General features: G+C 38.9%; 22 protein-coding genes, 3 tRNA genes and 1 pseudogene. 16 read left to right on the top strand and 10 right to left on the bottom strand.

Annotated features, from left to right (window positions below; all coding sequences use genetic code 11):
* Position 1 precedes the first annotated feature (1 nt).
* The 3 genes from pssA (at position 2) to L884_RS0119255 (ending at position 2,645) form a co-directional block, all read left to right on the top strand.
* Entirely contained in the window at positions 2-1,315 is a 1,314-nt protein-coding gene (gene pssA / locus L884_RS0119265; RefSeq protein ID WP_028769019.1) for a CDP-diacylglycerol--serine O-phosphatidyltransferase, read from the top strand.
* Positions 1,316-1,448: 133 nt separating this feature from the next.
* On the top strand, positions 1,449-2,195 hold the full coding sequence (locus tag L884_RS0119260; protein ID WP_037411220.1) for a tRNA-uridine aminocarboxypropyltransferase: 747 nt from the start codon (positions 1,449-1,451) through the stop codon (positions 2,193-2,195).
* A 141-nt stretch (positions 2,196-2,336) separates the two neighbouring features.
* A complete protein-coding gene (locus L884_RS0119255; protein ID WP_028769017.1) occupies positions 2,337-2,645 on the top strand; it encodes a hypothetical protein in 309 nt (102 codons plus the stop codon).
* Between the two features lie 46 nt (positions 2,646-2,691).
* On the opposite strand, the gene L884_RS0119250 is transcribed toward L884_RS0119255, so the two are convergent.
* From L884_RS0119250 to L884_RS0119240, 3 genes are all read right to left on the bottom strand, one after another.
* Positions 2,692-3,300 (bottom strand): response regulator transcription factor, encoded by a 609-nt coding sequence (locus tag L884_RS0119250; RefSeq protein ID WP_037411218.1) that lies wholly within the window; start codon positions 3,298-3,300, stop codon positions 2,692-2,694.
* Complete coding sequence (locus tag L884_RS0119245; RefSeq protein WP_028769015.1) at positions 3,293-5,080, bottom strand: sensor histidine kinase; 1,788 nt, start codon at positions 5,078-5,080, stop codon at positions 3,293-3,295. Before L884_RS0119245 ends, L884_RS0119250 begins: the two co-directional genes overlap by 8 nt.
* A 226-nt stretch (positions 5,081-5,306) precedes the next feature.
* The gene (locus L884_RS0119240; RefSeq protein ID WP_037411271.1) at positions 5,307-6,491 is read right to left on the bottom strand and encodes an FAD:protein FMN transferase; all 1,185 of its coding nucleotides are present in this window, start codon (positions 6,489-6,491) and stop codon (positions 5,307-5,309) included.
* Between the two features lie 193 nt (positions 6,492-6,684).
* On the opposite strand from L884_RS0119240, the gene L884_RS0119235 reads away from it, so the two are divergent.
* The 3 genes from L884_RS0119235 to L884_RS0119225 all read left to right on the top strand — a co-directional run bounded on the left by L884_RS0119235 (position 6,685) and on the right by L884_RS0119225 (position 10,310).
* A complete protein-coding gene (locus tag L884_RS0119235; protein WP_028769013.1) occupies positions 6,685-8,028 on the top strand; it encodes an FMN-binding protein in 1,344 nt (447 codons plus the stop codon).
* 80 nt (positions 8,029-8,108) lie between these two features.
* Positions 8,109-9,149 carry a porin gene (locus L884_RS0119230; protein WP_028769012.1) on the top strand — a complete coding sequence of 347 codons (1,041 nt, stop codon included), beginning with the start codon at positions 8,109-8,111 and terminating at the stop codon, positions 9,147-9,149.
* A gap of 387 nt (positions 9,150-9,536) precedes the next feature.
* Positions 9,537-10,310 carry an RluA family pseudouridine synthase gene (locus L884_RS0119225; protein ID WP_037411216.1) on the top strand — a complete coding sequence of 258 codons (774 nt, stop codon included), beginning with the start codon at positions 9,537-9,539 and terminating at the stop codon, positions 10,308-10,310.
* A 132-nt stretch (positions 10,311-10,442) separates the two neighbouring features.
* Here the strand turns inward: L884_RS0119225 and L884_RS0119220 are convergent, their stop codons facing one another.
* Entirely contained in the window at positions 10,443-11,495 is a 1,053-nt protein-coding gene (locus L884_RS0119220) for a tyrosine-type recombinase/integrase (protein WP_037411215.1), read from the bottom strand.
* Between the two features lie 1,544 nt (positions 11,496-13,039).
* On the opposite strand from L884_RS0119220, the gene L884_RS22425 reads away from it, so the two are divergent.
* Positions 13,040-13,588 (top strand): hypothetical protein, encoded by a 549-nt coding sequence (locus tag L884_RS22425; protein WP_051435697.1) that lies wholly within the window; start codon positions 13,040-13,042, stop codon positions 13,586-13,588.
* Positions 13,589-13,642: 54 nt separating this feature from the next.
* Here the strand turns inward: L884_RS22425 and L884_RS0119210 are convergent, their stop codons facing one another.
* Entirely contained in the window at positions 13,643-14,677 is a 1,035-nt protein-coding gene (locus L884_RS0119210) for a phosphotransferase (protein ID WP_028769009.1), read from the bottom strand.
* A 415-nt stretch (positions 14,678-15,092) separates the two neighbouring features.
* On the opposite strand from L884_RS0119210, the gene L884_RS0119205 reads away from it, so the two are divergent.
* The 4 genes and pseudogenes from L884_RS0119205 to L884_RS0119195 all read left to right on the top strand — a co-directional run bounded on the left by L884_RS0119205 (position 15,093) and on the right by L884_RS0119195 (position 18,098).
* On the top strand, positions 15,093-15,788 hold the full coding sequence (locus tag L884_RS0119205; RefSeq protein WP_028769008.1) for an SDR family oxidoreductase: 696 nt from the start codon (positions 15,093-15,095) through the stop codon (positions 15,786-15,788).
* Between the two features lie 314 nt (positions 15,789-16,102).
* Positions 16,103-16,510: pseudogene (locus tag L884_RS23335) on the top strand (ATP-dependent zinc protease family protein); the annotation flags it as partial.
* Positions 16,511-16,588: 78 nt separating this feature from the next.
* A complete protein-coding gene (rimK, locus tag L884_RS23330; protein ID WP_237162656.1) occupies positions 16,589-17,482 on the top strand; it encodes a 30S ribosomal protein S6--L-glutamate ligase in 894 nt (297 codons plus the stop codon).
* Positions 17,483-17,822: 340 nt separating this feature from the next.
* Positions 17,823-18,098 carry a hypothetical protein gene (locus tag L884_RS0119195; protein WP_028769006.1) on the top strand — a complete coding sequence of 92 codons (276 nt, stop codon included), beginning with the start codon at positions 17,823-17,825 and terminating at the stop codon, positions 18,096-18,098.
* 95 nt (positions 18,099-18,193) lie between these two features.
* On the opposite strand, the gene gap is transcribed toward L884_RS0119195, so the two are convergent.
* Positions 18,194-19,204: a type I glyceraldehyde-3-phosphate dehydrogenase gene (gap, locus tag L884_RS0119190; protein ID WP_028769005.1), complete on the bottom strand. Its 1,011-nt coding sequence runs from the start codon at positions 19,202-19,204 to the stop codon at positions 18,194-18,196.
* Between the two features lie 209 nt (positions 19,205-19,413).
* Complete coding sequence (locus L884_RS0119185) at positions 19,414-20,265, bottom strand: DUF2989 domain-containing protein (RefSeq protein ID WP_028769004.1); 852 nt, start codon at positions 20,263-20,265, stop codon at positions 19,414-19,416.
* 203 nt (positions 20,266-20,468) lie between these two features.
* Here L884_RS0119185 and L884_RS0119180 point away from each other — a divergent pair, with 203 nt between their 5' ends.
* The 5 genes from L884_RS0119180 (at position 20,469) to L884_RS0119155 (ending at position 23,732) form a co-directional block, all read left to right on the top strand.
* Complete coding sequence (locus tag L884_RS0119180; RefSeq protein ID WP_028769003.1) at positions 20,469-21,905, top strand: glyceraldehyde-3-phosphate dehydrogenase; 1,437 nt, start codon at positions 20,469-20,471, stop codon at positions 21,903-21,905.
* 307 nt (positions 21,906-22,212) lie between these two features.
* Positions 22,213-22,288 (top strand) — tRNA-Gly (locus L884_RS0119175).
* Between the two features lie 13 nt (positions 22,289-22,301).
* Positions 22,302-22,375: transfer RNA gene (locus L884_RS0119170), tRNA-Cys, on the top strand.
* Between the two features lie 110 nt (positions 22,376-22,485).
* A tRNA-Leu gene (locus L884_RS0119165) sits at positions 22,486-22,571 on the top strand.
* 708 nt (positions 22,572-23,279) lie between these two features.
* Positions 23,280-23,732 carry a hypothetical protein gene (locus L884_RS0119155; RefSeq protein WP_156925725.1) on the top strand — a complete coding sequence of 151 codons (453 nt, stop codon included), beginning with the start codon at positions 23,280-23,282 and terminating at the stop codon, positions 23,730-23,732.
* A gap of 71 nt (positions 23,733-23,803) precedes the next feature.
* Here the strand turns inward: L884_RS0119155 and L884_RS0119150 are convergent, their stop codons facing one another.
* From L884_RS0119150 to tusC, 3 genes are read right to left on the bottom strand one after another with little or no spacing between them, the layout of a single operon-like run.
* A complete protein-coding gene (locus L884_RS0119150; RefSeq protein WP_028769000.1) occupies positions 23,804-24,133 on the bottom strand; it encodes a TusE/DsrC/DsvC family sulfur relay protein in 330 nt (109 codons plus the stop codon).
* Between the two features lies 1 nt (position 24,134).
* Positions 24,135-24,419 carry a sulfurtransferase complex subunit TusB gene (gene tusB, locus L884_RS0119145; RefSeq protein ID WP_028768999.1) on the bottom strand — a complete coding sequence of 95 codons (285 nt, stop codon included), beginning with the start codon at positions 24,417-24,419 and terminating at the stop codon, positions 24,135-24,137.
* On the bottom strand, positions 24,419-24,775 hold the full coding sequence (gene tusC / locus L884_RS0119140) for a sulfurtransferase complex subunit TusC (protein WP_028768998.1): 357 nt from the start codon (positions 24,773-24,775) through the stop codon (positions 24,419-24,421). The genes tusB and tusC overlap by 1 nt, the downstream gene beginning before the upstream one ends.
* Positions 24,776-24,793: the final 18 nt, after the last annotated feature.

Here is a 24,793-nt window from a genome sequence, read left to right as displayed (position 1 = left end):
CTTGCTGAATAAGCTAGGTGGCATACCGCTACAACCAGATTCGCTTTCATGGCTATTGACGCCAAAAGCGTTAAAAGCTGAATTGTTATCTCGGATTTCAAATGCAACGCACTCGATTTATATCGCAGCTCTTTATTTAGAAGACGATGACGCGGGCAGAGAAATATTAGCGGCATTAATGGACGCTAAACAGCGTAATCCTGAGCTTGATATTAAAGTATTGGTTGATTTCCACCGTGCTCGTCGTGGCCTCATTGGTCATAAAGGCGATAGCGGTAACTACTTTATGTACCGTAAGGTTAATGAACAAGCTGAGTATCCAATTGATATTTTAGGTGTACCGGTAAAATCCCGTGAGTTTATGGGCGTATTACACTTGAAAGGCTTTATCATCGATGATGCTGTGATATACAGTGGCGCTAGTATTAATAACATCTACTTGCATCAAGCAGATAGATATCGCTTCGACCGCTATCATGTCTTAGAGTCTGCAGAGCTCGCACGTAGTATGCGTGAAATGATCCAAAAATATTTGGCTCATGATGTCGCTGTTAGCTCATTAACACAGCCTAAAGAATCGGAACACTTACCGTCAAAAGCAGAAGTTAGCAGTCTAAAGCACAGATTGTCTAAGGCAGAGTATAGCTTTAGCGCCACTAAAATCGGTAATCGTGTCACGCCGATTGTAGGTTTAGGTCGTAAGAAAAATAAATTGAATAAGGTGATTGTCGCGCTGGTTGAAGAATCAGAGGAAGCGCTATTTATCTGTACGCCTTATTTTAACCCGCCATACATTTTAGTAAGAGCGCTATCTAAGCATCTCAGAAAAGGTAAGCGTATTGATATCGTAGTAGGGGATAAAACCTCAAACGATTTCTATATACCACCTGAAGAAGAGTTCTCTACTATCGGCGCACTGCCATATATGTATGAACAATCATTACGTAAGTTTGCCAAGCGCCAACAATGGGCAATTGAGAATGGTCAGCTAAATATTCATTTATGGAAAGATGGCCGTAATAGCTTCCATCTTAAAGGGATTAGTGCTGATGGCAAGAAGCACTTGATCACCGGCAGTAACTTAAATCCAAGAGCATGGGCTTTGGATTTAGAAAACGGTTTATTGCTACAAGATGAAAGTGAGAGCTGGAAGAAGCAATTTGAGGATGAACAGCAACATATCCTTGAGCATACCGAGCGTTTATTCCACTATAGCCAGATAGAGACACTACATAACTATCCGGCGCCAGTACGTAAACTGATGAAGCGTATCAAACGTCTAAAAGCAGACTTTTTATTACGACGGATCTTGTAAGCTAACGTTATACAACCAAAAGCCTGCCTCAAAGCAGGCTTTTTTACTTCTTAGCACAATGTCTTTAGCTATTTATTGGGTTAATATTATTAACTGTTAAAGACATTTCTAATTTATAACTAGGTTCCCCCAGATGTTACCAAAACATGCAGTGCATAACTTGTATGACTACCGTAAAGCCATTTCCTCAAGACCTTTTACCGCTCGAGGGAAAAATGTCATTCGTTGTCAACAATGTTTGTTAGCTGAGCATCTTTGTACGTGTAATAAACGTCAGCAATTACGTACTGAATTAGCATTTATGATAATCATGTATGACGATGAAGTGCTTAAGCCTAGTAACAGTGGCAGGCTTATCGCTGATCTTGTACCGGACACTCATGCTTTTATTTGGTCTAGAAATGAGCCAAATAGGAAGATGTTGTCGATTATTAATGATCCGCAATATCAGCCCTTTGTTATTTTCCCAGCAGAATATGCCGTAGATGGACAAGCTGTATTTAATAAGGTCAATGCTAGTGACTGTATTGATGGTAAAAAGCCATTATTCGTTATTTTAGATGGTAGTTGGCGTGAAGCGATTAAGATGTTTAGAAAAAGTGACTATCTACATCATTTACCGTTGTTTTCATTTTCGCCGGAAACAACAGCGTCTTACGCATTAAGAAAAGGTGCCCGAGATTTCCAACTTGGGACTGCTGAAGTGGCAGCATTAGCACTTAGTGCAGCAGGTGAACCGCAAAATGGTGCTGCACTCGAGGCTTGGTTTGCACTATTCGTCGAGTCATCATTAAAAGGTCGCAGCCGTAATGTACGCGAAGCCGGAGCGATTGAGCAGTTAACCGCTGTGTATAAAGAAGCGATGAAAAAAGCCTTATAAACGATATAAGTTACGACATAAATTTGCGCTTTACTTTTTATTCTTTAAAAACAGTCTCAAAACTTAAGCGGATATAACAAGTTGAGTTCGTGCAGTTTTACGCTATTATGTTGCATAACAAGGCAGGTAAAAGGAACCTTAATGCCGATAGCGTCAATGCATCATGTTAACAAAAACAGCTTGGTGAATACTGCAAAGCATGGCTATAAAGTTAGCGTTAAAATAGGCCTAAATAGCTTATTAGTTTGTACTATTTGCTTTTTAAACATGCAGCTAGTTGATAAAGGGTATGTTAATCAGTCCTTCTCTAGTGCTACGCCTGAATATCAGCAAGCTAGCCTCTATGCCAAGGGGCGCTATAAAGCAGGTTTGATCTGTAAGGATAAGGGCTGGGAGTTTTGTGCCAGTTGGGCAACATTAGCCCGCAGCCCAGGTAGTCGTCTCGCTTAATTTGAGCGTAAGCTTAGCTACAGTCGCCATCTCGAACTGCTTCTGTTTAAGTTTGAGCGTCCAAGTTTTTCCCCATTAAGAAAGCCAACTCTGCGACATTACTGACTTGCATTTTTTGCATAACTTTTTGCCGATGTAACTCTAAGGTACGCTGAGCAATATTCAATTCTACCGCGATCACTTTATTGAGCTTACCTTCGAGTACTTTATCCATGACTTCGCGTTCTCGATTGGTAAGCGTCGCGATTTTCATTGCTAACTCATCACGTTCGATTTTACGCTTCACATTTAGTTTTGTTTGTTGAGTTGCTTGTTCAAGCAAACTCATAAGCTTATCTCCATCGACTGGCTTTTCTAAAAAGTCTAATGCGCCTTTTTGAATCGCTTGTACTGCCATAGCGATGTTGCCATGGCCGCTTAACATAATCGCAGCGATAGGACTTTGACACTTAGTTAAATGATTGAGTAGGGCGCTGCCATCCATTCCAGGCATTTGCACATCCAATATGGCGATACCTTCTTGGTCTATCGCAACCTCCTTTAGGAAACTATCTGCAGATAAATAACCTTTAGGCTGATAACCTAAACCATTTAACATCCATGTTAATGAATCCAATACGGCTTGATCGTCATCAACAAGATATAAGTTAGTCAATTTCAGCTTCCTTTGTTGGTAAAAAAATGGTGATAGTTAGGCCAGGCGAACGAATACCGGCAATAGAATTATTAACCGCGCTGATCTCGCCACTATGTTCTTCAATGATACGCTTACAAATAATCATACCAAGACCCAAGCCATTGTCTTTTGATGTTTCAAAAGGAAAGAACAGCCGCTCTAATGCTGCCTCAGATAACCCGCTACCATGATCTTTAAAAGAAATGATAACTCCGTCTGCGCTATTGCTAAGCGTGATAGCTAGATAAGGTGTTACTGAGTCGATCATCGCATCCAACGCGTTACGAATAATATTAACGAACACCTGCTGCAGTAGACTGGCATCGGCCATTAACTTAGCGGATTCAATTTTTAATTCGGGTGTGAGTTGCATACGCAAGAACTCTGGCGCCATTAAGCTTAATGTTTCTTCCAGTACTTGATCTAACTGACATTGCTTCATGACACTGGGCTGCTGACAGAAATTGCGAAAACGCTTAATGGTTGATTGCGCGCGATCAACTTGCTGTATGGCTTTGAGCATTGCCTCTTTTAGTTCAGTTTGCTCGTTTGACAATCGGTAGATACAGCCTTGAGTAAGGTAGCGAATACCCGCTAAGGGTTGATTTAATTCGTGGGCAATTCCTGAAGCCATCTCACCCGTCAGCAATACTCGTTGCGCTTTATAAAACTGCTTTGTTTGTTCTAGTAAGGCTTTTTGGGTTTGTGTATGTTGACCTATTTCATCTTGAAGATCTTGAGTGCGCAGCACGACCAAGCGCTTAACCCTTAAATGATGCAAATAACCCAAAAAAAGTAACACGGCTAATACAGTAGCCCACGGCATCGCATTTTTAAAAATAGTGGTCCAATTGGTGACAAACGGCCATTGTTGTAGTTGTTTAAGTAAGGTAAAAACGCGGCTATCGTTGACGGTCGCAGACCAAGCGGTATATCGGCCAATTACAGCGGCTTGTTCGTCGGACTGAATATCAAGTAGGACTTTGACAACTTCTGTAGCAAGTCGATGATCTGTTTTGCCTAGCTTAGAAAAGGAGTAGTAAGGGTAAAGCTCGCTTGAAGTAAGGCAGTTAAACCCCGTCGTAGGCTTGGTTAATACGACCTTTAAGCTATTACTGGCAACATAGCCGTTCGCTATTGCGTTTTCTAATACACATGTTGGCAAAATTGCCACATCGGCTTCGCCTTTAGCGACAAGTTGCAGCAATTTTTGCTGCGGAAAGCCAACAAACTTAAGGCTGTTAAAATCTTTAAATGGGTTTAAATGGTTATGTGCCATTTCACCTGCAAGGATTTGAAAGCCGCCAAAGGCTTGCTTATCGGTTGAAACAGCATCAAGTGACGTTAAGTCACCATAACCATCAACTTTTTGATTAACTCTTGTTACCAGTGCAGATCCTACAGATTGAGTCGGTAGGTGACCGTCACGCGGCACCAAGGTCAATAAACTAGTAGTACCAAAATCCTTTTTATAGCTGACACCGGTTAAGGCATTGGTGATCAAGAAATCAAGCTTTCCTTGTGCAACACTTGAGTCGAGTTGATCTGGCGTTAGCGCAACTAACTCAAAAGGTCGCTGTAATTCTTGTTCTAATCGAGTAATTGTTGGCTGCCAACGCTCGGCGACACTACTTCGATCCGCAAAAGCCAAAACTCCCACTCTGCTGGTGGCCGTTTGCTGTGCGAAACTGAGGTTGACTTGAAATAAAGAGATACTAACACAGACTACAACGGTGAATTTTTGTAAATAGAGTTTCATATATAGCTTTGCTGAAAAATAACCTAACCATTATGAACTCATTATAGACGTTTGTAGATTTAAACAGTGGTCTAAGTGAACTGTATCACATATTGCTTACCATTGCGGAAAACCGTTACATAGTTAATTATGTATAACGATTAAAATAAAGAGGCGATGACTACATTATTAACTGTTAGTGCAGTTAATAACTGCACTAATTTTGAGTTGTTTAATGTTAATACATTTAATACTGTAGCTTGTAATGATTAAAATTATCGCTATTTACTTTTTTACCCTGCTCATTTAGATACCAAACAGCCTCTAATTCAGGATGCTTGTTTGCATATTCTATAGCTTGTTCTAGTGGCATTAAGAAAAGCATAGTAGAAATAATATCCGCGTAAATATGTTTATCGTTCATAATAACTGTCGTTGCCACACCTGAACTTTTTGGGAATAATGTTTTCGGATTGATAATATGATGATATTCCTCACCTTTAACACGGTAATAGCGTAAATAGTTTCCACTAGACACAACACTTAAATCAACGCCGGAAATAACTTCATGATACTGTCCCTCAAAGTTATCACACTTAGCCAAATTGTTTGCGAATTTTTTGCATATTGGATCTTCAATTGCGGTTGCGAAATTACGCCCCATTGGATGAACGCCAAAGTGGCGAATATTTCCGCCAGCGTTGATCATAAAGTTATTAATTCCGTCCGATTTTAGCTGACGATAAACCATTTCAGCCATCCAACCTTTAGCAACACCGCCTAAATCTATGCTCATACCAGCTTGCATTTGTATGGTGTTGTTAACTGTATCTAGTTTGATATTGTCTATATTTATTAGATGTTTAACTGCTTCTAATTCGGATTGAGTTGGAATCTCGCAGTTGTCGTCTAGTTTGCGTTGCCCTTTACATTCAGCACGATAACTACGCCAGATATCAATAACCGGTGACAGGGCAATATTGAAATAGCCATCAGATTTATCATGCCATTCTATACTGGTGGCAAGTAATTCAGTTAGTTTAGCATCGATATGATGTTTTTTTTGTGGCTCATTATTAATTGATTTTATATTAGTCACATGAGGATAGGTATTGTAATTAGAGGCTAAATAATGGTACTGCTGAATAACATTTAAACTGTTGCAAAACACTTCATTAATATTTTCAATATCATCATAAATATCAATACTAATTGAAGTGCCAAAATATTTAAGCGTCGTTAAACTGTAGATGCCATTATTATGGCTAATAATGGCATTCCCCTCACATTGGTAAGGCTGACCTTTGGTATCGACTTTGATGATTTCAAAATCTGGCGCAAGAGGTAAGTTTTTAATTTGAGTGTCTTGTGCGTTAGAGGTAAACGTGCAAAACAAGCTTGATAATAAAATGGTTGTGACTGCTAACTTCATAATGAGCGTTAATAATGACATTGTGGATAAATGAATAACATATTTATTGGCAACGTTAACCCACTTGATTAATAATTGTTAACTGAGTCAAAAATTTAAAACTAACATATATGAGTTGCGGTTTTCCGCAATTGTAGAGAATTTTTATCGTTCTATTCTGGCCTTAATGAAATAACACATTAAGGCTGACAAAATGAAAAGCTTAAAAACATTTAATAAATCACTCATTAGTGGCGCTGTACTTTTGGCAACCATGACACTTGCCGGATGCTCTTTAACAATGGAGCAGGGCAAGTATGTTAATGGAACTCACGACGTGTCGGCCAAAGGAAAGAAAGGACTGATAACCTTAACTGTTGAGGTTAAAAATGGCCATATTATTGATATTAAGACCAAATCTCATAAGGAAACAGAGTCTCTGTATCTAAATGCAGAGCGTTTATTGTCACAAATCGTAGCTAAAAATGGTCATGAGGGAATAGATGCTGTTTCTGGTGCAACTTATTCTTCGAACGGGATCTTGCAAGCAATTAACTCATTACCAAGAGCTGATGGTAGCCAACCTGAGTATGTGGCAGTGGGCGCAAAAGAGGATAGTGCTGACGATAATTTCAAGCTCGAATGGTCTATTCAGCCGGATCTAGGCTTGATTAAAGGTGATTACTATTACGAAGAGGCGCGCTTCCGCCAAGGGCACATGGGTAGTGTGGCAATCGTCACCGAACTGAACAATGCTAACAACGTTATTTTTGCTGAGTTTAACGAGAGTGGTCGCCCAAATTATTACACCCGTTTATACCAGAATGTGCCTAAGCGTATGTCTGAGTACAACTTTTCTATGGGCAAGAAAAAAGGAACGGCTTGGGTTCAATCAGCATTAACAATGGAAAAGTTAATGGTTGAACAAGATAAGTTAACTTTTGAACTGAATCCGGACTTTGATCCAAAACTTGCCAATAAGCTTAAAGAGCCAAATCGCTTAAAGTACCTAGGTATTGATGTTGTTGCTGGTGCATCAAACAGTATTCAACAATCTATGGTTCCGTTAACTGCAAAGATCCATGCAAAAATAAATGCTGAGGGTAGCAAGCAGAGATTCTACCAACAAGCTGAAAAGCTCATGGACGCGAAGGGCAATTGGACCGGTGTCACTGCAATGTTACGTATTGTTGTCGATACCGACACTAAGCAAATTGTTAAAGCGCATTATGATGAAATCTTTGCTGATGACAAAGCACAAATTAAAGATGCTTCGCAAAAGAAATTCTATCGTCAATCAAAGTACGAATCGATTAACTATGTAGAGCCCGCGCGCATTGGTTTTAACGTAATGATCGATGGTCTCAATTCGCACCTTCAACAAGGTGGTTCTTTGTTCATTATTGATGATCTACCAGCAACAGGTGATACCGGTAGTTACGCCGCTACTGGTTTTACAAAACGCTCAAACTCTTGGGATAACTATCTGAAATTAGCCGACGTTTTGTATAAAGAAATGCGCCAAGACAGCATGATCTTAGAGCATAAAAAACAATAACTAGCCCTAACGCGCGACTTCCAAATGTCTCGGTGTTAGGGAGTCGTCTGACTTTTAAGTTTTACCAATTAAGAGAATAGATGATGAAAACAGTTAAACTCACATTTCTTGCAGCTGCGATTATGGCCTCACCAAGTGTTATGGCTGACGCATATAAGTTTTATGGCCGTATTGATTACTCTGTAACCAACTCTGATAGCGGCAGTGCAACCCATAGTGGCAAGAGTGGCACCATTCTAGAAAATAACTGGAGTCGATTAGGTGTAAAAGGCAACGTAGCACTTAGCCAAGACTTTAGCGTTTTTTACCAAATCGAAGTTGGTGTTAATGGAGCGACAGAAGGTAAGCAAAATAATCCTTTTTCAGCGCGACCAACTTTTTTAGGGATTAAGCATTCAAACGTAGGTCAACTTGCTGCTGGTCGAATGGACCCAGTATTTAAAATGGCTAAAGGCACCTCTGATGCGATGGATATGTATTCATTAAAACATGACCGTTTGTTTGCTGGTGATAAACGCTGGGGCGACTCGCTAGAATACAAAACCGTTAAATGGAATAAGCTTCAATTTGGCGCAAGCTATATTTTAGAAGATAACTATTATAGCGAAAACGATGTTCGCCGTGATAACGGTAACTACCAAGTTGCTTTAACCTATGGCGATAAGCTGTTCAAAACTGGTGATTTATACTTAGCTGCGGCATATAGCGATGGTGTTGAAGACATCAAAGGTACTCGTCTCGTTGCGCAGTACAAATATAATAATCTTATGCTTGGGACTATGTACCAAACTTCTGAAATCGTAAATCCGAACAAAGATAATTGGCAACAACGTGATGGCGACGGCTTTATTGTTAGTGCGAAGTATCAAATTGATAAACTGATCTTAAAAGCTCAATACGGACAAGATGACTCCGGTACAGGTGTGATAGCTAATCGTATATATGACAAATTAGGCGCGTCAGCAACTGAAGTTCCTGAAGTCTCAACCTGGGCTGTGGGTGCTGAATATCGCTTATCAAAATCAACTCGTGTACATAGTGAGATAGGCCAGTTTGATGTGAAGCAATACGCTGACTTTGATGACACCATCGCTAGCATTGGTTTTAGAATCGACTTCTAAAGCCTAAATAATTTAGTTTCTAGTTTGCCCCCTTGGTGCGTACAAGGAAGTACGTTACCTGTTTTAAAATCATTTTTTACTCTATAGCCCAACCTAGCTTCTATGCATTATTTTAACTATATATGCACTATCGTTAAAAATATCTCGGGATTATATTTTAATTTTTAGCTTTTTATTCAATAAAGTGACTAAAGCTAGTTCGCAAAACGACCTCAGATTTGTGGTTATAATTTTAGTTTTAGTTAGCCTGATTCCTTAAATTATAGTTGCTCTTCAATGTTTTAATTTTATAGGCCCATTTATGACGTTCGTTTATCTGCGAAGAAAGTCGTTGAAATTGCTAATTTCAGTTATGATAACTAATCCTTTCCACTGAGATCTGTTTTCGTGTCTAACTCAAATCCGTCATATTTAGCCTCAGCGGCTGACGACTTTATTGCTCCAGTTTGCTTAGAAGAAATAAAAATCCTGTTTCAAGATGAATATATTTTACTGATCAATAAGCCTTCAGGCCTACTGTCTTTATCTGGTAAACACCCGGCAAACTTAGATTCAGTTCATCACAGACTAGTGAAGATTTTTCCAAATTGTACTCTGGTACATAGATTAGATTTGGGAACTTCGGGGATCATGGTAATAGCATTAAACAAACAGATCAATGCATTATTATGCAAACAGTTCAGCCAGCGAAGTGTTGAAAAAACGTATATTGCACTATTGCAGGGAAAATTGCTGAAGCAGCAAGGTACGATCGAAGCGTCAATAGCTAAAGACAAAGCTAATTTTCCTAAAATGAAAATCTGCTCTCAGCATGGAAAACCTGCTTTATCTTTATACAAACTTATTGGCGAAGAGTGTTGTGCAAAGCAATCTGTAGAACAAAAATTGAAACTGAGCCCTGAAAAACATGATCAAACAAAGTTTGAGGAGCAGAGTTTTAGCATAATAAGCAGGGTAGAGTTTAGACCTGAAACTGGGCGGACTCACCAATTGAGGATCCACTCTCAGAGCATCGGCCATCCTATAATCGGTTGTGATTTATATGGTGATACCCTCTCTTATCAACTCGCACCTCGACTTATGTTACATGCAACTCGACTCGAATTTAATCATCCCATCACAGGCGAACGCATTGTTGGCAACAGTCCATGTCCTTTTTAGTATCTTATATCTTTACGGTAAACTTCATCTCAACAAGTGGTATATAATCAATGCAAATAGATTTATATTCGATAATTTTTGTTATAGACACTCTTTGTTTGGACACAAAAATTGAATACTACTATTAATGATTTAGTCTTTTGGTTTTAAATAATGACGTAATGATCGTGGATCTGTATGGCCAGTTCTAGCCATGATATATAAGTGGTCTTTATCATTTTCATGGAGCTGAGTTACACAACCACTGCGTAAACTATGAGCACCGAAAAAGCGAGAGTTTAACCCGGCTTTGTCACAATACTTTTTGATCATTTGATAAATATCATCGCCTTTTAAAAAACCTTTACCATTTTTTCCTTGAGTAATTTGATAATCGCGAATGGAATTGCCATCACGACTAAGGGATCTAAAAAGGTGGCCTTGTTTTAATTTAGTCGCATCTAACCAGTGTTGTACTGCATCGTACGCTGAAAAATCTTCATGTTTTGGCAGATCTTTCCATTCACGCTGACCTTGTTGATTGCTTTTAGAGTAGGGAACTCTCACCTTTAACTTATCACGTAAAAAGCTAATGTGCTCAATTTTGACTTCGGCCAACTCTGATCGTCTAAAGCCGCCTTGTAAACCTAATTGTAAAATGGCTTTGTCTCTTAAGCGTGTCAGTTGTTGTGGTTGCTGATCAATGACAGCTAATAACATTTCCAATTCATCATAAGTGATTGGTTGTTGATCATAGTCGGATGTATGCCGGTATTGGTTACGCATTAAACCGCGCATCACTCGGATCACTAACGGGTGTTCAGTTGGCGAATGATGTGCAGCTTGAATATGAAAAAACCTTATCGCAGCTAAACGAGTATTAATTGTTTGCTTTGACAGCTGATGACCACTTTTTTCTTGATAGACTTCTTTTTGATGACCGATAAATGAAATGACACTTCTAGGATCTGCGGGTAGGGCACTTAGATTGTGGAGTTCACAATAGCTTTTGAAAATAGCAAAACTAGACTGGTAAACTCGTCGTGTATTTGCAGAGATCTCATACTGAGTTTCACTCGCAGCACTTTTGAAATCATCTAAGATAGAAATAGGTAACTGTTGCTCTTGGAAAAATTTTTCACTCGAGTCACTATCTACCTGCTGTTGCGATACCAAAGCCTGATTAAATTGAATTTGTCCTTTCATATTACCTTGTAATGCTAATCTTACTGCTAGTAAGTATTTATACCTAAGCTAAATTTCTGAGTTTAGCTTTAACCCGATCATACTAAATTTTATAGATATTCTGGTTGTAGCATTCATCATCAGTTTAAGAGCTAACTAGTGTTGAGTTTGCACTGTTTTTTAAAAGTTTAGCCTTAAAACAGGTTAGCAATCCTGCTTATTAATCAAGCAATTAGCGAACAAAGTTAGCCAAATCCTCGGCAGTATTCTACTTAATCTTACTGACATCTACCAGTGATAATCGTCATTATCACTGGTAGAGTTAAAAATAGTGATTTTTGGTTATTTTTAGCTGAATAAACAGACAAATATTGTTAGTGGAAAGGTAACGTCTCACCAGTGCAGGCTTTTAGCTAAGATCTAAATCTTCAATAATTGCCAATATTGATAGCTAAAAGAATAAATCATATTAAAATGGTATAACCATACTAAATATTTAAAATGAACACTTTTATGTAAAATTGGGCATGATTTGTATAAAAATTATGCTAATTGATAGTGCCATTTTTCAAGCCAATAAGGCAGAGACTATCAACAACACCTCAATATTAAAGTATGGTTAAACCATGGTTAAAGCTGGCTTGTAGCAAATAAACAGAGTAAAACAGTTAATATTGCTTAAAATAGAAATGACCGACAGTATATTAGTAGCGCTTAATTCTATTTCATGAAAAAGGCCAACACTAGCTTAAGCAAAAATCTTAGTTGAAATACGCTGCTTGATTGATAACATCAGATTTATACTAACCAATTTCATACAAGTAAAATTAGGGCTGGGAAACTAGTAAACAGATTTAGCTTTGGATTATGTTTTACAATTTTGTGTTTTCTTGGAGAAGAAGTTCGAAGATAAACTACCGCTTTTTATCACCTTTCTTAAGTGATAACGCATATAAACCTTGGTATAAACCATCTTATAGATGATTTTTATGCGTTAATCTATTTAAAATATAACGGATAATAGCTGCAGATGCATGGAAGCATTTAAGTGTGGTTACACCATTTAATTGGTGGGTTTTTAAGTTTAAATGTTAACAAGGGCAGCTTCTATACCATTTTATACAAAGTATTAATGGCGTTGCTTGATGCTTAAACATCAGCATTTTACTTGGTTAATATTTAACATAGTAAAATCTTAAGCCGATTTTTACTGGAACTTAATGTCAATACAGTTACATTCTTTGCTTAGTTCGTTTCAGCTCAACGACTAAAAACTCACTGTTATATGCCGAGCATTGTTAACGGTTAATAATCTAATTTGCAAACTCTTTGAAGCTATGCCAATTATTTATATTTGCGTTTATATGCTGCGCAAGGGTAATCGATTAAATAATACCTTTGTCAATTAGATGGTATAACCATTATACTTGTTTGCAAAACTCTATGGCACAGCTTAGATAAAAGCTATAAATTATAATAGCTTAACTAGACATAGTTGACGACATTTGAAATAATTATCAATAAGTATGGTTTAACCATTTTAAATTTCCTGAGATAAGTATGCCATGAGTGATTTGATTGTATCGGCAACTGACAACAAACCTGAGTTGAACAATGACTGGTGTTATCACTTTAGTCCACCAAAAGCTGGTCGCAAACTAAAGTTGTTAGAAGTTGATGAAGTTACATTAGCGTTACCTTTAATCTATAGGTTGATCCCGCTAAATGCTGTTAATAATCGAGCTGATTGGTTTGTTGAGCTTAGTACCGCTGAAGAACGAAGCGAACTTTTCCTTTTGTTAAGTGAAAACTTGTCAATTCTAAACAAAAAAAGAAAGCAGGGCACATGCCTAATTACTGAGCTAAACCAAACTAACAAATTGTTGAATGACTACTTTAGTGATTACGGTTGGCGAATGGTGCGCAAAGAACTTTCTCAAATTAAAAAGAGAAAGAAGAAATCCCACATTGAGATAAGTAACGATTTAGTCACTCGATTAAAAGAGTATATGGCCGCGAATCAAATTGACACTTTTGATCAAGCAATAGATAACTTACTTAGTGAACAAGCCAGTTTTGCTGAACATGGCTTTGAAGCTGAGCTAGAGGCTTGATTTTATATCAAGCCTCGAAAGCGATCTGTTACCATGGTAGCTTTAGTCGGTTGCTTATAAAATATTCGATATTTTTGCGATTGCTCTAGCTGTGATATCTTGGCTAAACTGATTTCTTTTTGGGTGTTCTGCAGCCCAACCAACTAAAAACCGTTCGAAGTCGGCCCAGGAAAAATCAGTATGATGTCTCCATTCATTACATACAGCTATTGGATCTATCTCTGGTTGATAAAAAGTGATAGCTTGCTGCAGGTAATCAAAATAAACATTCATCAAACTATCAAAGTTATGCATAAGTTGTTTTTCAGAAAGGCAACTACCTAGCAAATAGATAACGTCTTTTACGCCAATGCCACTACCAACATACTGAAAATCTACTGCAGCAACATGGTTAAAATCCGCACTGAAACAAAAGTTAGCGACTTTAGCATCACCATGTATAACAGTCATATATTTGCAATTATTCAAAAGCTTATCTATTTCGTGTGCCAATAACTTAAGCTTTGACTCAGGCATAAGGTTAAACTCTTGCATTCGAGTCGCAAGATGCCAATAGCTACCGATAGGCCAAAGTTGCTTACAGACCTCGGCTTTTGAAACATTTAAAAATTTTGCATGAAAATGCGCAAGCCAACGTAAAACAACTTTAGTTTGTGTTAGGCTAAGTTGGTTTGCTCGGTGTGAAAAACCAGCAGCATCCAGATCTGTCATTGCTATCATAGATATTGACAGTGCTTGGTTTTTTTCTACAAATGTTTGCTTTGCAATCAAGCTAGGTACACGGCAGTTTTCATCACATAGTGGCGCCCAACTTTGATAAAAATTGGCTTCAACTTGATATGAACGTAACTTGCGTTGATGAGAGAAGTCAGATGACCATCCACGTGGGTGCTTTACCACTAGTGGAGGGCGAATCAATTTGACTATAAAGCTGTTACTTGCACCTAAGGGATCACTAAATGATTCATCTGTAGTAAAACGCGATATTTCACCATAGTCAGACCAAAGCGACTGCAGCACCTGTACTTTCTGGCATTTGTTTACGCTGATTAATTTGGCAACACAACTTTCGAGATCTTTTATTGTCATTACTTTAAACAGATCAACTTATTATAGTGCGACACTATAAGGCATCCTTCCACAAAACAAAACCTATAGCCTTTATTCAATTTTCTATAGAAATTGCTCATTAACACTGCAAAGAATTACTCAAACTTATAAGGACATGCATACCGTAAATTGCAAAATCAGCTTAAATAGTAAGCTAAATTTTAATTGATAAACGCCTTTATAAAATTGTTTTTCAAACTTTTATTGTATTTGGATATTTCCATAACCAATTGTTTAGATGGGTTTATATTTTATTTACTGATCAAATACTCGGCTTCAGGCGCAACTTATCTTCACAGACTTGCATAGCCTTTGTTGAAAAAGTTTACCCAAAGCAGTAACTTAATCTTTTGCTGATAGCTGCAGTAAGTTTTGTTTTAACATGGAGAGAAAGGTGCATAAACATCTTTTTATTACCGGTGCAAACAGAGGCATTGGCCTTTGTTTTGTCAAAGAGTATTTATCTAATGGTTGGCAGGTAACCGCTTGCTGCAGAGATCCAAGTAAAGCAACTCAGCTCCTTGAGCTTCAGCAAACTAACTCCCAGCTTGTGATTGCCAAATTAGATCTCGAACAACTCGAGCAAACTAATTTAAATTCGCTTAAAATACCTAAGCAAAAGATTGATTTAGTCATTCATAATGCTGGTTATTATGGCCCTAAGGGCGTTAATTTTACAGAGATAAATCTTCATGAATGGCGCAAAGTGTTGCAAGTAAATACCATCGCCCCCTTGTTGCTAACTCATCAACTTTTTCAAGCTGACCATTTATCGAACCTTTGCACCATCGCATTTGTTTCATCAAAAGTTGGCAGTATGACTGATAATCGCAGTGGCGGTGGCTATTATTACCGCTCATCAAAAGCCGCTTTGAATTCAATTGTAAAAAGTTTAGCGATTGATTTGGTAAGTCATAACATTAAAACAGTCGCTTTACACCCTGGATGGGTCAAAACAGATATGGGCGGACCTAACGCTCTGATAGATCCAGAAACGTCAGTTATTGGCATGCAGCAGGTGATTAGCAGTTTAACTGAACAGCAAAGTGGTAGTTTTATCGATTATCAAGGTAAAACAATTCCTTGGTAACTGTACTACTATTGATGTGAAGAACAACCGAGAAACACTCTTGGATTTTAAAAAAGTGCTGCAGGTAGCACATTTATGGTCAATTTTTAAGCTTAAATTGAGATATTTATTAGATGTAGGTGGTTAAATTTAAAACACTTTTTAAACTCTAAATAGCCGTTTATACGGCTAAAAAAAACAGACATAGATCTCAGTTTTCAGGATTTTTTTGAAAATCCTACTCGATTGTAGAAAATAACTAAAATTTAGTTTGCATCTGCGGAAAAAAGGAGTACTTTCGCGCTCCTTAATTTAACTTAACTGGAAGAATTGTAATGAGCGACAATAAGTTTATTATCGGAAGTGAAGAGTGGTGTGCATTCCCTGCTCTTGGTGTTCCTGCAATTAAAGCTAGGGTAGACTCTGGCGCCAGAACATCATCAATCCATGCCGTCAATATCCGTCCTTTTAAAAGAGAAGGTGAGCCATGGGTATCATTCGAACTTCATCCGATACAAAACAGTCGCAAGGTCATTCTAAAGTGTGAAAGCAAAGTTGTTGATCGCCGTAATGTTAAGAGCTCAAACGGTGAATCAGAAAAACGCTATGTAATTGCTTCTGTAATTCAATTAGGTGGTCATGCTTGGGAAGTGGAATTAACACTTACCAATCGCGATAGCATGGGTTATCGCATGCTACTTGGTCGTGAAGCTATGGGTAACAAAACCCTTGTTGACCCATCTGAATCATTCTGTTTAGGCGATCAAGTTGATGCTGACGTTGAAGCACTATACGCGGGAAAGAAGGCTAAGAAGAGTGGCTTGAAAATTGGTTTGTTAGCAAGCAACCCAGATCTATATAGTAACCAACGTATCATCGAAGCTGGTGAGCAACGTGGCCATGAAATGGTATTTTTAAATATCAGCCAGTGCTACCTAAAGCTTGATGCTTCTTCGCCAGAAGTACATTACCGTGGCGGTACAGTACTAAATGACGTAGACGCGGTGATCCCACGTATTAGACCTAGCATGACTTTCTATGGCTGTGCACTTACACGTCACTTTGAAAGTTTAAATATTGAAGCACTCAATACGTCAGACGCGATCACACGCTCTAGAGATAAATTATTTTCTCTACAGTTGTTACAAAAGAATAATTTAGATATTCCTACCAGTGGTTTTGCTAACTCACCGGTTGATACTAAAGATCTTATCGATATGGTTGGTGGTGCACCACTTATCGTTAAATTGCTTGAAGGTACGCAAGGTAAAGGTGTGGTACTGGCTGAAACGACCAAAGCTGCAGAAAGTGTAATTAATGCATTTAAGTCGTTACGCGTTAACCTTTTGGTCCAAGAGTTCATTAAAGAAGCCCAAGGCAAAGATCTACGCTGTTTTGTGATTGATGGTAAGGTCGTAGCATCAATTGAGCGTACAGCAGCTCCTGGAGAGTTCAGAGCCAACATTCATATGGGCGGTAGTGCGTCTATTGTGTCTGTAAGTGCAGCAGAAAGACAATTAGCGATTAAAGCTGCTAAAACAATGGGTCTACGTGTTGCTGGTGTTGATATTATTCGCTCTAGCCGTGGTCCATTGTTACTTGAGATCAACTCATCACCAGGACTTGAAGGTATTGAATCTGCTACAGGTATCGATATCGCCGGTGCAATGATTGAATCGATTGAAAAGAAATTAGGTTGGAAAGCAGAAGATTAATTAGCTGACGCTCTAACACTGTTACTAAAGCGCAATGTAGTACTGACTACGTTGCGCTTTTTTATTGGCAAGAGGGCAACTTTTGAATTAATACCAATTAACCTTAAACTCGCATTAGCGGTTATTTATATCTCCTTGTTACCTCTATCTACACCTTAGTGCTTTCTTATGCCTAAGGCATCTAGGAAGCCTGCAAAGCCATGTAGTCTGACTGATACAGTATGACTGAGATTTTGCACTAGGGTGGCTAATAACACTTAGTCACTAACAGCAATTAGTATGACTCAAAATCTCTATGTGCTATTTTTAATGATTAGATTTTCAAGATTTGGAGTGAGCAGTGAAAACCGATGTCGATAAAATGTTAGTCAAGCATGATCAACTGATCCATTCGGAAGGCGTGAAAGTTTGCTCCCATACTCAAAGAGTCAAAGATGACTGGGTTTTACACACAGTTATGATAGATGACTGTGATACACCGTTTACTTTTAAGCGAACCAAAAAATATAAGAGCCTGTCAGGTGCACGAGTCAACATGACATATTATGCAGATAAACAGGGGATAGCTGGATTTGAAATTGATATTTTCAAAGTCGTACGAATTAAGCGTAGTTAAACGAGAAAGAGAACTTGTCAGTTTTTACAATTTTCTCAATGTCGGACACAAAAAAGCCCAGTAAAAACTGGGCTTTATCTTATATAGCTAACGAATTACTTCGCTGTCATTAATGCAACCGCGTTATCAAGCATACGGTTACTGAAGCCCCATTCGTTGTCGTACCAAGCCATCACTTTAACTAGGCGACCATTAACACGAGTTTGTGTTGCGTCGAAGTTAGAAGAGAATGGGTTATGGTTAAAGTCGATAGACACTAAAGGCTCGTGGTTAACAGCCAATACTTCACTTAACGGTGCTACTGAAGCTGCTTTCTCGATGATTGCATTAACTTCTTCTACAGTGGTATCACGTGCAGCAACAAACGATAGGTCAACCAGTGACACGTTTACTGTTGGAACGCGAACAGCCATACCGTCGAATTTACCAGCTAACTCAGGAACAACTAAACCAACTGCAGCTGCTGCACCAGTTTTTGTTGGGATCATTGACATCGCCGCTGCACGGGCACGACGTAAGTCTGTGTGGTAAACGTCTGATAGGCGCTGATCATTAGTATAAGCGTGAATCGTAGTCATTAGACCTGATTCAATACCAATTTCATCGTTTAATGGCTTAGCAAATGGCGCAAGACAGTTAGTGGTACAAGATGCGTTAGAGATCACAGTCATGTCGCTGGTGATCAGATCGTTATTTACACCGTAAACAACAGTTGCATCAACATTTTTACCAGGAGCTGAGATAATTACTTTTTTAGCACCAGCGTCTAAGTGTGATTGAACAGACTCTTTAGAAGTAAAGATACCTGTACATTCAAATACAACGTCAACTTCTAGTTCTTTCCAAGGTAACTTTGAAGGATCGCGCTCTTGGAAGGTGAGAATTTTGTCTTCGTTAACAAAAATGGCATCGTCAGCGTGTTCAACTTTAGCGTTGAAACGACCATGTACAGAGTCATATTTAGTTAAATGAGCATTGATCGATGCATCGCCTAAATCATTAAGTGCAACAATCTTGATAGGATAGTTCTTTTCGCTTTCGTATAGAGCACGTAGAACATTGCGGCCGATACGGCCATAGCCGTTAATTGCAACTCGGATAGTCATCTCATATCCCTCAGGTAAATGTTTTAAATAGGATCTGGTAGTAAAATTACCAAATTGACAGCCTTCGTCAAGTTTTATCGCTGATAAAAGGCCAATTATGGCAATATATTAAGTAATTTTTTTACACATCTCTCGATTTTACGCGAATTGAACACAATTTATTCATTTGCTTGATGTAGTACACGCTATTAGCTTAGAACTAAATGTGTTTATCCTGCCAAGTTTGTTTCTTTATCCAGCAACATTTTTAGCTTACTTTGCTGATAATTTCCAGCAGCCAATAAGCTGGCTAACTCATTCGCATCTTTATCGAGTTTTTGCTGTAATTTTCTATTGCCTTTAACTAAGGCTAACATTTGTGATTCAGTATATTTTGCATCGGTCATCAAAATATTAGTCATTGATAACCAGTATTCAACTTCTTGATTATTCTCATTACGGTAAAGTGTCGCTAACGCTAACAACCAATCAGGCTGGAAATTATCCTTGTTACTGCCATTTAGTGCTTGAGCATAAAGCGCCTTAGCTTTTGCAGGGTTAATTCTAAGGTAATAAGCAGCAAGCTGCGCGATAAGTTCGACATCTTTTATCGTGCCTGCTTTTTCGGCCGCAAAAAAAATATCTCCTGCTTTTACGTCATTAAAACGTGACCAGTGATAATAGGCGAGGTGAGGGTCGTTACTGCCTTTAGTGGTTTGCTGTAATTCAAATAATGTTTGCGAACTTAAGCCAAATGCTCTGGCTCTGTCGTTGGTGCGCTCTGGGTGTAATATATGCTGGACACCGGCGGCCAATTCGACACATTTGTTGTAATCTTCAAGGTACACTAATTGGTCATAAATTAGCTTGCCTGAAGGCTCTGGTGTGATTTTTAACTTATATCGGTTGCGAATTAGGTCGCCTTTTTCGAATCTACACCAACTATCTTTATGCAAATCTGCACAAAGTTCAGGATTTTTGTTACAAATAACCTGAGTATTTGAGGGGCCTTCACAGCCTAAAAGGCCAAAAAAACCGACAAATCCTAAAAATGATGTAAACATTACAAAATTTTTATTCAAACTCGACTCCGAGCGTAAAATTATCTAATAAAATTACAGCGTTACAGAAAATTTCTGACTAGCCTGACAGCTAACTTTTCATTACAATGGCGCCGACCAAACGGGGAAAGACACCCTACATAACACTAGATTATTGGTCTTTTCTTTTTGTTACTCAAACATTTCTGAATTTTAATCGGAAAAGTGAGATAAAGGATCTGTTAATGAGCGCTGATAAACACCTACAAAGTTGGCAAGAACGTTTCGAAATGGCTGAAGCAATGCAGCCGTTACTTGGTAAACTATACCGTAACCAAGGTGTAGAAGTTGTCGTCTATGGCAAACCGCTACTAAATGCTTCTACTATCGAAATCATCAAATCGCACCGTTTAGTGCGTCGCCATGTTGGTGAAAAACTAAGATTACGTGAAAGCTTCCCATTTGTTGAGGCTTTAAGTAAGTTAGCGGTAAAACAGTGTAAAGTCGATATCGGCAAACTCGCTGTTAACTACTGGCGCGAATATGCCGATGCGAGCCAAATCGAAGCATACATGAGCCGCGAACTTGCTGATGCAATCAGTCATGAAGATACTGAAGAAGCAAGAGATGTCGTACTTTATGGTTTTGGACGTATTGGCCGTTTACTTGCTCGCCTATTAATCGAAAGAACAGGTGTCAGCAATAAACTACGCCTACGCGCAATCGTTCTACGTGGCGGTCGTAAAGGTGATTTGGAAAAGCGTGCTAGTTTATTACGTCGCGATTCAGTACACGGACCTTTCAATGGTTCTGTGGAAGTCGATGAAGAAAACAACGCTATCATCGCTAACGGCACATACATTCAAGTGATTTATGCCAACTCTCCAGATGAAGTAGATTACACTAAGTTTGGTATCTCAAACGCATTAGTTGTTGATAATACCGGGATCTGGAAAGATGAAGATGGCTTAGGTTTACATCTGAAATCACCAGGCGCGAGCAAAGTGCTACTAACAGCACCTGCAAAGGGTGCGATTAAGAATGTTGTATACGGTGTGAATGAGTCAGATATTCTTGACGAAGATAAGATCGTATCTGCTGCAAGTTGTACCACTAACGCAATTACTCCTATCTTAAAAGCAGTAAATGATAAGTACGTTATCGTTAATGGCCACGTTGAAACGATCCATTCGTATACCAATGACCAAAACTTAATTGATAACTATCACAAAGCAGATCGTCGCGGTCGTAGTGCACCACTCAACATGGTTATCACTGAAACCGGCGCAGCTAAAGCGGTATCTAAAGCATTACCAGTACTTGAAGGTAAGCTAACCGGTAACGCTATTCGTGTTCCAACACCTAATGTGTCTATGGCAATTATTAGCCTAAACCTTGAGGGTGAAACGAATAAGCACGAAATGAACGAATATCTAAAAGATATGGCGTTGCAATCAGATCTACAAAACCAAATCGATTACACTGACTCAACTGAAATCGTATCGAGTGACTTAGTTGGCTCTCGTTACGCAGGTGTTCTTGATTCACAGGCAACCATTGCTGAAGGCAACCGTACAATTCTTTATGTATGGTATGACAACGAGTTTGGCTATAGCTGTCAGGTTGTAGGTGTTATGCAAAAAATGCTTAACCTAAACTACCAGTCACTACCTGTTGCATAAATAAGCTTAGTTAGTTATTTGTACAAATCGATAAAAGCCTTTTAATTATAAGAGGCTTTTTATTGCTGCTTTATATAAATCCGTCTGCCTTTTTCAGCAAACAGGGGAGAGCATCAATAAGCCACGAGCAGCAGAACTACGAAAAAGCAGGAAAAATAAGCGGCTTAGTTGTTTTTGATGAATTATGCGGCAAACAAACATAAAAATGGTTTTCTATGATTGACTCTGATGAGCAAATCGGTAGAATGCCATTCCGTAGTCAAGGGGAAGCGAACTAAGCGTCTACTTGATTAACTTAGATTGAAAGGCGACATTAGCTCAGTTGGTAGAGCGATACCTTGCCAAGGTATAGGTCATCGGTTCGAACCCGATATGTCGCTCCAATTTAATCAAAATGGCGCGATGGCAGAATGGCTATGCTGCGGATTGCAAATCCGTCGATCTCGGTTCGACTCCGGGTCGCGCCTCCATAAACTTAAGTGTTTATGAAGACAGAACAAGAATTTGGTGAGCTTTGTTTCTTCAACAAGAACGAGCAGTATTGATACCGACAGTACGTATCATCAAAATCAAAGAGTTTGCCCGTGTGGTGGAATCGGTAGACACAAGGGATTTAAAATCCCTCGCTGAATAAGCGTGCCAGTTCAAGTCTGGCCACGGGTACCATCTTCTCAAAGAAGAGTATTTAAACCAGCCATCGAGCTGGTTTTTTTACGTCTGAATTAAAGTAAAATCCCTCGCACTCTTCATTGAAATTAGGCGTGTCAGTTCAAGTCTGGCCACGGGTACCATCATTAAAGCCTCTGCATATGCGGGGGCTTTTTTGTATCTGATCATTTGAGTTGCGCTAAAGCACAAGGGATTACTTTTAATAAGATCGGTCTCGCTGAATAAGCGTGCCAGTTCAAGTCTGGCCACGGGTACCATCATTAAAGCCTCCGCATAAGCGGGGGCTTTTTTGTATCTTAGTACAAAGTGATTTTGAAATCCCTCGCACTCTTCATTGAAATCAGGCGTTTCAGTTCAAGTCTGGCCACGGGTACCATCATTAAAGCCTCCGCATAAGCGGGGGCTTTTTTTGTATCTTAGTACAAAGTGATTTTGAAATCCCTCTCGCTCTACATTGAAATTAGGCGTATCAGTTCAAGTCTTGCCACGGCGACCATCTTCATAAGGAAGAGTATTTAAAGCTACCATCGAGTTGTTCTTTTGTGTTTGAAATACTCTATATGACTAACATCTTGATTTGCCGGCGCTATAACTGTTGCCCTTATGACGGGTTATCCGGATTGTTGATCAGCTTAGATTAAGTGAACCTTAATCTAAGCGCCTTGTCTTATTGTAGAAATGTACTAGCGGTTCATAGGAGGAACTTTGAAGATAACCAGTACTATTCTAATAATGGCTTGCGCGGCACTAATCATATACCCGTTATGGGGCTTACTTAGCCCTGAGTCTTACTTGCATGAGCTGCTAGAAGAATTCCCCTCAGTGAATAAAACCAGTGTTAACCAAATTAAACTGGCAGCGCTAATACAGCTAGTAGAAAACGTAATTTTAGCTTCAGTGTTTATCAATCTGGCTCGCTATATACAAACGCCAACAAAACCTGCGCTACTTAAGTTTGCAGCATGCACTTTAATGATCTATCCATTGTTCGCAATGATTAGCCATTTTTTTATGGCAATGGCACTATCACAACACTTAAAGCAACCACTGTTGCACATTGAGTTGTCTGCAAATTCTTTGTTTTATATGGTGATGGGGGCTGCATTACTTGGGATTAATAAAGCTCAGTCGGCGACTTTTAACAATCAAATCGACTAATGCAATGCTGAACACTGTTTTATAGTGCTTTTTATATATTAACGCCCTCAAATGAGGGCGTTATTATTACATCAAATACATTTCGCAGGTTTAGGAAGACCTGCGATTTTAGTGGCCTGTTTAGCCGGTCCAACAGGGAAGAGGGTATAAAGATATTTTGAGTTACCTTTATCTTCCCCTAATTTTTGACCAATCGCCTTAACTAATACCCGGATAGCTGGGCTTGTTTTAAATTCGAGATAAAACTCTCTAACGAAGTTAACGACTTCCCAATGGGCATCGGTTAGCGTAATGTCTTCTTCTGCTGCAATAATTGGAGCGAGTTCAGGGCTCCAATCACTTACAGATTTTAGATAGCCTTGATGATCTGTCTCTATTTGTTTACCGTTAAACTCAATCATATTACCAACTAATTACTTTATCGTACTTAAGGCTAAGTGCTACAAACTCGCTGTAGTTCACTTGCTCTATCTGTTTTAAAAACCGCGTTAACCCGCGTGCAGCCACATCTTCTTGCGAGACATAGATTTTGTAGTCAGCTAAATGAGCTAAAACCTCAGCTTGTAGCAAGCAATTTACCGCATTGCCAGAGAGCAAAATACAGTCTGTTTGTTTGCGTGCGTAACGCAAGCAGGTGTTTAATGCACTACTGTTCGCAGGCGTATCTTTTATCAGATGTAAAATCATTAAAAAACCATCACCTCATCGACATGATCAAAATGTGCAGCTATCTCTTCAGCTGAGGATACTAATGCTGGAATACGCAGGTCGTTTTGCTGCAAATTAAATTCATGCATCGACTCCTGGCAAACAAGTACTGTATCAATATCATACAAGCCTAACGCGCCTAGGGTTGATATGTAATCTTTGCAACCAATAGATTCTGGATCTTGCTCTTTAAGTAAGGTTAATAATCCTTCTCCGGTAAATACTAAACTTACCTCTTGTTCGAAACTTGCACTTAATAACGCAAAGTCTAGGCCTTCACGACCGTGGGCTGTGCCGTGGGGTGCTTGCTTAAACACTATACATAACTTTTTCATAAACACTCACTGGCTAAA

Origin of the sequence: Shewanella fidelis ATCC BAA-318 (assembly GCF_000518605.1) — a bacterium.
Taxonomy (GTDB): domain Bacteria; phylum Pseudomonadota; class Gammaproteobacteria; order Enterobacterales; family Shewanellaceae; genus Shewanella; species Shewanella fidelis.
Note: the sequence above shows the minus strand (reverse complement) of the source record. Positions and strands in the feature narration are given on the sequence as shown.

Bases quoted from the DNA above. Each gene is read 5' to 3' on its own strand.
- L884_RS0119260 (WP_037411220.1), top strand. From the start codon at position 1,449: ATGTTACCAAAACATGCAGTGCATAACTTGTATGACTACCGTAAAGCC.
- L884_RS0119255 (WP_028769017.1), top strand. From the start codon at position 2,337: ATGCCGATAGCGTCAATGCATCATGTTAACAAAAACAGCTTGGTGAAT.
- L884_RS0119245 (WP_028769015.1), bottom strand. From the start codon at position 5,080: ATGAAACTCTATTTACAAAAATTCACCGTTGTAGTCTGTGTTAGTATC.
- L884_RS0119240 (WP_037411271.1), bottom strand. From the start codon at position 6,491: ATGAAGTTAGCAGTCACAACCATTTTATTATCAAGCTTGTTTTGCACG.
- L884_RS0119235 (WP_028769013.1), top strand. From the start codon at position 6,685: ATGAAAAGCTTAAAAACATTTAATAAATCACTCATTAGTGGCGCTGTA.
- L884_RS0119230 (WP_028769012.1), top strand. From the start codon at position 8,109: ATGATGAAAACAGTTAAACTCACATTTCTTGCAGCTGCGATTATGGCC.
- L884_RS0119220 (WP_037411215.1), bottom strand. From the start codon at position 11,495: ATGAAAGGACAAATTCAATTTAATCAGGCTTTGGTATCGCAACAGCAG.
- L884_RS22425 (WP_051435697.1), top strand. From the start codon at position 13,040: ATGAGTGATTTGATTGTATCGGCAACTGACAACAAACCTGAGTTGAAC.
- L884_RS0119210 (WP_028769009.1), bottom strand. From the start codon at position 14,677: ATGACAATAAAAGATCTCGAAAGTTGTGTTGCCAAATTAATCAGCGTA.
- gap (WP_028769005.1), bottom strand. From the start codon at position 19,204: ATGACTATCCGAGTTGCAATTAACGGCTATGGCCGTATCGGCCGCAAT.
- L884_RS0119180 (WP_028769003.1), top strand. From the start codon at position 20,469: ATGAGCGCTGATAAACACCTACAAAGTTGGCAAGAACGTTTCGAAATG.
- L884_RS0119150 (WP_028769000.1), bottom strand. From the start codon at position 24,133: ATGATTGAGTTTAACGGTAAACAAATAGAGACAGATCATCAAGGCTAT.
- tusB (WP_028768999.1), bottom strand. From the start codon at position 24,419: ATGATTTTACATCTGATAAAAGATACGCCTGCGAACAGTAGTGCATTA.
- tusC (WP_028768998.1), bottom strand. From the start codon at position 24,775: ATGAAAAAGTTATGTATAGTGTTTAAGCAAGCACCCCACGGCACAGCC.